General features: G+C 74.2%; 5 protein-coding genes. 3 read left to right on the top strand and 2 right to left on the bottom strand.

Translation table 11 applies throughout. The features are described 5' to 3' along the window. Positions 1–658 (bottom strand): glycerate kinase (locus ACI3KX_RS21765; protein WP_404911055.1); only part of this gene is annotated, 658 nt, incomplete at its 3' end. Positions 659–735: 77 nt separating this feature from the next. On the opposite strand from ACI3KX_RS21765, the gene ACI3KX_RS21760 reads away from it, so the two are divergent. Both ACI3KX_RS21760 and galE read left to right on the top strand, forming a co-directional pair. Further along, positions 736–1437 carry a ThuA domain-containing protein gene (locus tag ACI3KX_RS21760; RefSeq protein WP_404911054.1) on the top strand — a complete coding sequence of 234 codons (702 nt, stop codon included), beginning with the start codon at positions 736–738 and terminating at the stop codon, positions 1435–1437. A 236-nt stretch (positions 1438–1673) separates the two neighbouring features. Beyond that, positions 1674–2654: a UDP-glucose 4-epimerase GalE gene (galE, locus tag ACI3KX_RS21755; RefSeq protein ID WP_404911053.1), complete on the top strand. Its 981-nt coding sequence runs from the start codon at positions 1674–1676 to the stop codon at positions 2652–2654. 217 nt (positions 2655–2871) lie between these two features. Here the strand turns inward: galE and ACI3KX_RS21750 are convergent, their stop codons facing one another. Beyond that, on the bottom strand, positions 2872–3891 hold the full coding sequence (locus ACI3KX_RS21750; protein WP_404911052.1) for a LacI family DNA-binding transcriptional regulator: 1020 nt from the start codon (positions 3889–3891) through the stop codon (positions 2872–2874). A 151-nt stretch (positions 3892–4042) separates the two neighbouring features. Between ACI3KX_RS21750 and ACI3KX_RS21745 the strand changes: the two genes are divergently transcribed. Continuing rightward, positions 4043–4981, top strand: a complete 939-nt coding sequence (locus tag ACI3KX_RS21745; protein ID WP_363354599.1) for an oxygenase MpaB family protein — start codon at positions 4043–4045, stop codon at positions 4979–4981. Positions 4982–4989 lie beyond the last annotated feature (8 nt).

Here is a 4989-nt window from a genome sequence, read left to right as displayed (position 1 = left end):
TCTGCGGGCCGAAGACGGCAGCCGCGCCGCGCGTGCCGAGGAGCGGGTTGGTCACGTCGCTGAGCACCGTCACGCCTTCCGGCGGCAGCGCGACGAGGCCGGACAGGTCGGCCGCCGACACCGCGGCAACACCCCGCGCACCGTCGACGATGGGTGCGCCCGCCGCATCCGTGAATCGCGCCCCGAGCGCCGTGAGCATGCCCGTGCCGCCGTCGGTGGACGAGCTCGAGCCGATGCCGAGCACCAGCCGCGAGACGCCGTGCGCCAGCGCGGCGGCGATGGCCTCGCCGAAGCCCCGGGTGTGCGCGTCGAGCGGACGCAGCCGGGGCGGCGCCCCGAGCAGTTCGATGCCGCTCGTGTTCGCGAGCTCGACGACGGCGGTTCCGCGCGGGGCATCCGCCGTGGCGGGCAGCAGCACCCAGGACGCCTCGACCGGCGTGCCCTCGGGGCCTGTCACCGTGACGGGCATGCGCCGGGCACCCGGCACCGCGGCCGCGAAGGCGTCGACGGTGCCCTCGCCGCCGTCGGCCATCGGCATCAGCCGGACGTCGTCGGACGGCCGCACCCGCGACCACCCGCCGGCGAGGGCCTCGGCCGCCGCGGCCGCGCCGATGGTGCCTTTGAACGAATCGGGGGCGATCACGACGGTGCGGGCCATGGCGTCATTCTCCTCGGGAGCGCACGGCGGCGCCTGTGATGGCGACATCCGAGCGGGAAAGCGTTATCCTGCAGAACATGGTATCCATGGACCAGCCGGAAGCCGAGCCCGCACCGCCACGCGCGGTCATCGCCACCGGAACCGGCCGCTACGGCGACCCCTGGCATCCGTTCCCCGCCACCTCCGCGCGCATCGCGGCTGCGCTGCGCTCCGACGGCTGGGACGTCACGGTCGATGACGATGTCGACCACGCGCTCGCGACCCTCGATGGCGTCGACCTGCTCATCGTCAACGCGGGCGACCCCTGGCGCGAGGGCGGCACCGAGCTCACCCACCGCGCCGATCCCGCCGCCGACGCCGGCCTGCGAGCCGCGATCGCGCGCGGCGTCGGGCTCATCGCCATCCACGCAGCGCTGTCGACCCTGCGCGATCATCCGGCCTGGCGCGAGGCGATCGGCGGCGAATGGCAGCCGGGTCTGTCGTGGCATCCGCCGGTCGGCGACGCGCGCGTCAGGATCGTCGACGGCGATCACCCTGTGACCGAGGGGATGCCGCCGATCGACGTCTTCGACGAGCGCTACAGCGATCTCGTCGTCGACGACGGTGCGCGCGTGCTCGCCGTTCACGACGTCGACGGCGTCGAGCATCCCGCGGTCTGGGTGCGCGAGCAGCCGACCCGAGCGGTCGTGTCATCGCTGGGCCACGACGAGCGCGCGTTCGACGCCCCCGCCCATGTGGCGCTGCTGCAGCGGGCGGCGCGCTGGGCCGCGCGGGTCTGACACCTCCCGCCGGAAGGCCTGCCACCGGACGCCCTGGACAGGTCAACCGCGCGTCCACAGGAGAGTGAAAGGAATCAACCTCCTGTGGAAGGCCGGTTGACCTGTTCGGACGCGGGGCCACCGCATCCGCCTCCCCCCCCCGGGTACCCGACAAGGACGCCGCACCGGAGCGGGCAGAATGGGATGCGACGCCGCTCGGCGAACCGACCGCAGCTGAATCCGACCAACGGAGTGACATGACCTGGCTCGTGACCGGAGGTGCCGGCTACATCGGCGCCCACATCGTCCGCGCGCTCGCCGACGCGGGCCTCTCGCCCGTCGTCATCGACGACCTCTCGAGCGGACACGCCGGCTTCGTGCCCGAGGGCGTGCCGTTCGTCACGGGCTCGATCCTCGACGCCGACCTCGTCGAGCGCACGCTCCGCGAGCACCGGGTCGAGGGCGTCATCCACCTCGCCGGCTTCAAGTACGCCGGCGTCTCGGTGCAGCGCCCCCTGCACACCTACGCGCAGAACGTCGAAGGCACGCGGGCGCTCCTCGCCGCGATGCAGGCGGCGGATGTCGCCCACCTGGTGTTCTCGTCGTCGGCCGCCGTCTATGGCACGCCCGACGTCCCGCTCGTGACGGAGGACCTGCCCAAGCGCCCGGCATCGCCGTACGGCGAGTCCAAGCTCATCGGCGAGTGGCTCATCCGCGACCAGGCGATCGCCACCGCCGCGTCGGAGCACGCGCTGCGCTACACCGCGCTGCGCTACTTCAACGTCGTCGGTTCCGGCGACCCCGCCGTCTACGACACCAGCCCGCACAACCTGTTCCCGCTGGTCTTCGAGGCGCTCATCGAGGGCCGCACACCGCGCATCAACGGCGACGACTACGACACCCCCGACGGCACCAACGTGCGCGACTACGTCCACGTCGCCGACATCGCCGCCGCCCATGTCGCCGCTGCCCAGCGCCTGCTCGCGAACCGGCCGATCGAGCCTGCGTACAACCTCGGCTCGCAGAACGGGCTGAGCGTGCGCGAGATCATGGACGCCATGGCGCGGGTCACGGAGATCGGCTTCACGCCCGAGATCGCGCCCCGCCGGCCGGGCGACCCCGACCGCATCGTCGCGACCGGCGAGCTCGCCGCCCGCGATCTCGACTGGAAGAACCGCTACACCGTCGACGAGATGGTGCGGAGCGGCTGGGAAGCCCGCCGCGCCGCGCACGACTGATACGCGTCCTTCGCCCCGCCTCCATAGGCGGCGCGCCGCCGCGGGTACTCGGGGGGCGCGACACGCCGCAACGACCCCGCGGATGCCGCACTTCGTGACACCCGAACGACGAGCGCGGGACTCGGAGGCACGAAACGCCGCAACGACCCCGCGGATGCCGCACTTCGTGACACCCGAACGGCAATCGCGGACCCGCAGGTGGCGCGGGGAAGCGAACTCAGCGGGCGGGCGCTGTGCTCGCCCGCACCACGAGCCGCGTCGGCACCGTCTCGAACGCGGCGGGAGCGCCGGCCTCGATGCCCTCGACGAGCGCCGCGACCGCGCGCGATCCGAGCGCGTCGAAGTCCTGGCGCACCGTGGTGAGCGGCGGGCGGTAGTCGGCGGCATCCGCAACGTCGTCGAAGCCGACGACACTCACGTCCGCCGGCACCGCGCTGCCCGCCTCGGCGAATGCGCGGAGCAGGCCGAGCGCCATCTGGTCGTTGGCCGCCGCCACCGCGGTGGGCCCGCCCGGCGCCCGGACCGCCGCGGCGACGCGCCCGGCGAGCCCAGCACCGGCGGCGGCGGCCCAGTCGCCGCTCCAGTGCGGCTCGGCCTCCAGGCCCGCGCCCTCGAGCGCGCGTCGCATGCCCGCTTCGCGCGAGCGCGCCTCGAGCCATTCCTCGGGCCCGGCGACCCGGCCGATGCGGCGATGGCCGAACTCGATGAGGTGCGAGATGGCGAGGGCGGCGCCGGCCTCCTGCTGCTCGGCGCCCGGCCCGGTGTGCAGCGCGGCGATGGCGACCCCCGGGTGCGCACCGGTGAGGGCCGTCAGCGTCGCTGCGTGCGGTGCGAGCACGATGAGCCCGTCCACGCCCTGGCCGAGCAGCCGATCGGCCGCATCGCGGACGGATGCCTCGTCCGAGGCATCCGAGTACGCCGTCGCGATCCAGCGTCCGGCGTGGCGGGCGGCCGCCTCGAGCGCGGCGATGCCGACCGCGGGCCCGTACAGCGTCGCATCGGAGGCGATGACTCCCAGGGTGCGGGTCGTGCGGGTGCCCAGGGTGCGTGCGGCGTTGTTGACCCGGTAGCCGAGCGCGGCGATCGCCTGCAGCACGCGGTCGCGGGTCTCCGGCCGGATGTTCGGATGCTCGTTGATGACGCGCGACACCGTCTGCGTCGACACGCCGGCGACCCGCGCCACGTCGCGCACGCCCACGCGGGTGGGATCGGCGGGCAGCGGCCTCGTGTCGTCCATGGCGCACACCCTATCCGCGCAGCGGCACCCCTGCGGACTCGGGCGATCCTCAGCGACTCGGCTCGTGCGGGCAGCCGAGTCGCAGTCAATGCGCCGACCCGCGCACCGACGAACCCGCCGCGGTTCGCCGTGTCGGTGGCACGCTGGAGTCATGGGTGCACGCTCTCCGAAGACGCGCCGGCCGACGCTGCGCGCGCGGCTGCTGACCGCCCTCGCCGGCGACCCCGATGGCACGCCGCCCTGGGTGCGGGCCCTCGCCGAGGGCGACGACGCCGGGTACTTCGCCGACGGCGGCGCCGTATGGACGGTGCACGCGGGCACGGGAACGTTCGTCGCCGGCATCCGGGCGCTGCTCATCCAGGCGCTGCACCCGGGCGCGATGGCGGGCGTCCACGACTTCTCGCGCTACCGGGACGATCCGATCGGGCGCCTCACGGGCACCGTCCGGTGGATCATCTGCGTCACCTACGGCTCGACCGCACAGGCCGCGCGAGAGACACAGCGCGTTGCGCGGCTGCACGAGCGGGTGGAGGGCTCGTACGAGTCCGCCGCGGGCGAGCGCGCCTATTCGGCGGCCGACGCCGACCTCGTCGAGTGGGTGCACCTCGCCTTCACGGAGGCGTTCCTCGGTGCGCACCAGCGGTGGGGCGGACCGATCCCGGGCGGTCCCGACGCGTACGTCCGGGAGTGGGCGCAGGCCGGGCGCCTCATGCGCCTGGAGAACCCCCCGCTGACCGAGGCCGAGCTGCTCGCGCGGATGGACGGGTTCTTCGCCCGCGGCGAGCTCCGCCGCGACGAGCGCGTGGACGACGTGGTGCGGTTCCTCCGCGCGGCGCCCTTCACGGGCGTCATGCGCATCGCCTACCGGGTGCTGTTCGCGGCGGCCGTCGCCAGCCTGCCGCGCAGCTACCGGCGCCTGCTCGGACTGCGCCGGTCTCCGCTTCCCGTGGTGACCCTCACGAGGATCGTGCTCGCGGTGTCGGCGAAGGCGCTCGAGGAAGGCCCGCGCGCGCAGGATTTCGCCCGGCAGCGGCTCCGCCGGCTCAGCGGCACCCCGTCGGCGACCCCCGGTGCGACCGCCGCGCACTGACGTCATGC

Origin of the sequence: Microbacterium sp. ZW CA_36 (assembly GCF_044987475.1) — a bacterium.
In the GTDB taxonomy this organism is placed as follows: Bacteria; Actinomycetota; Actinomycetes; order Actinomycetales; family Microbacteriaceae; genus Microbacterium.
Note: the sequence above shows the minus strand (reverse complement) of the source record. Positions and strands in the feature narration are given on the sequence as shown.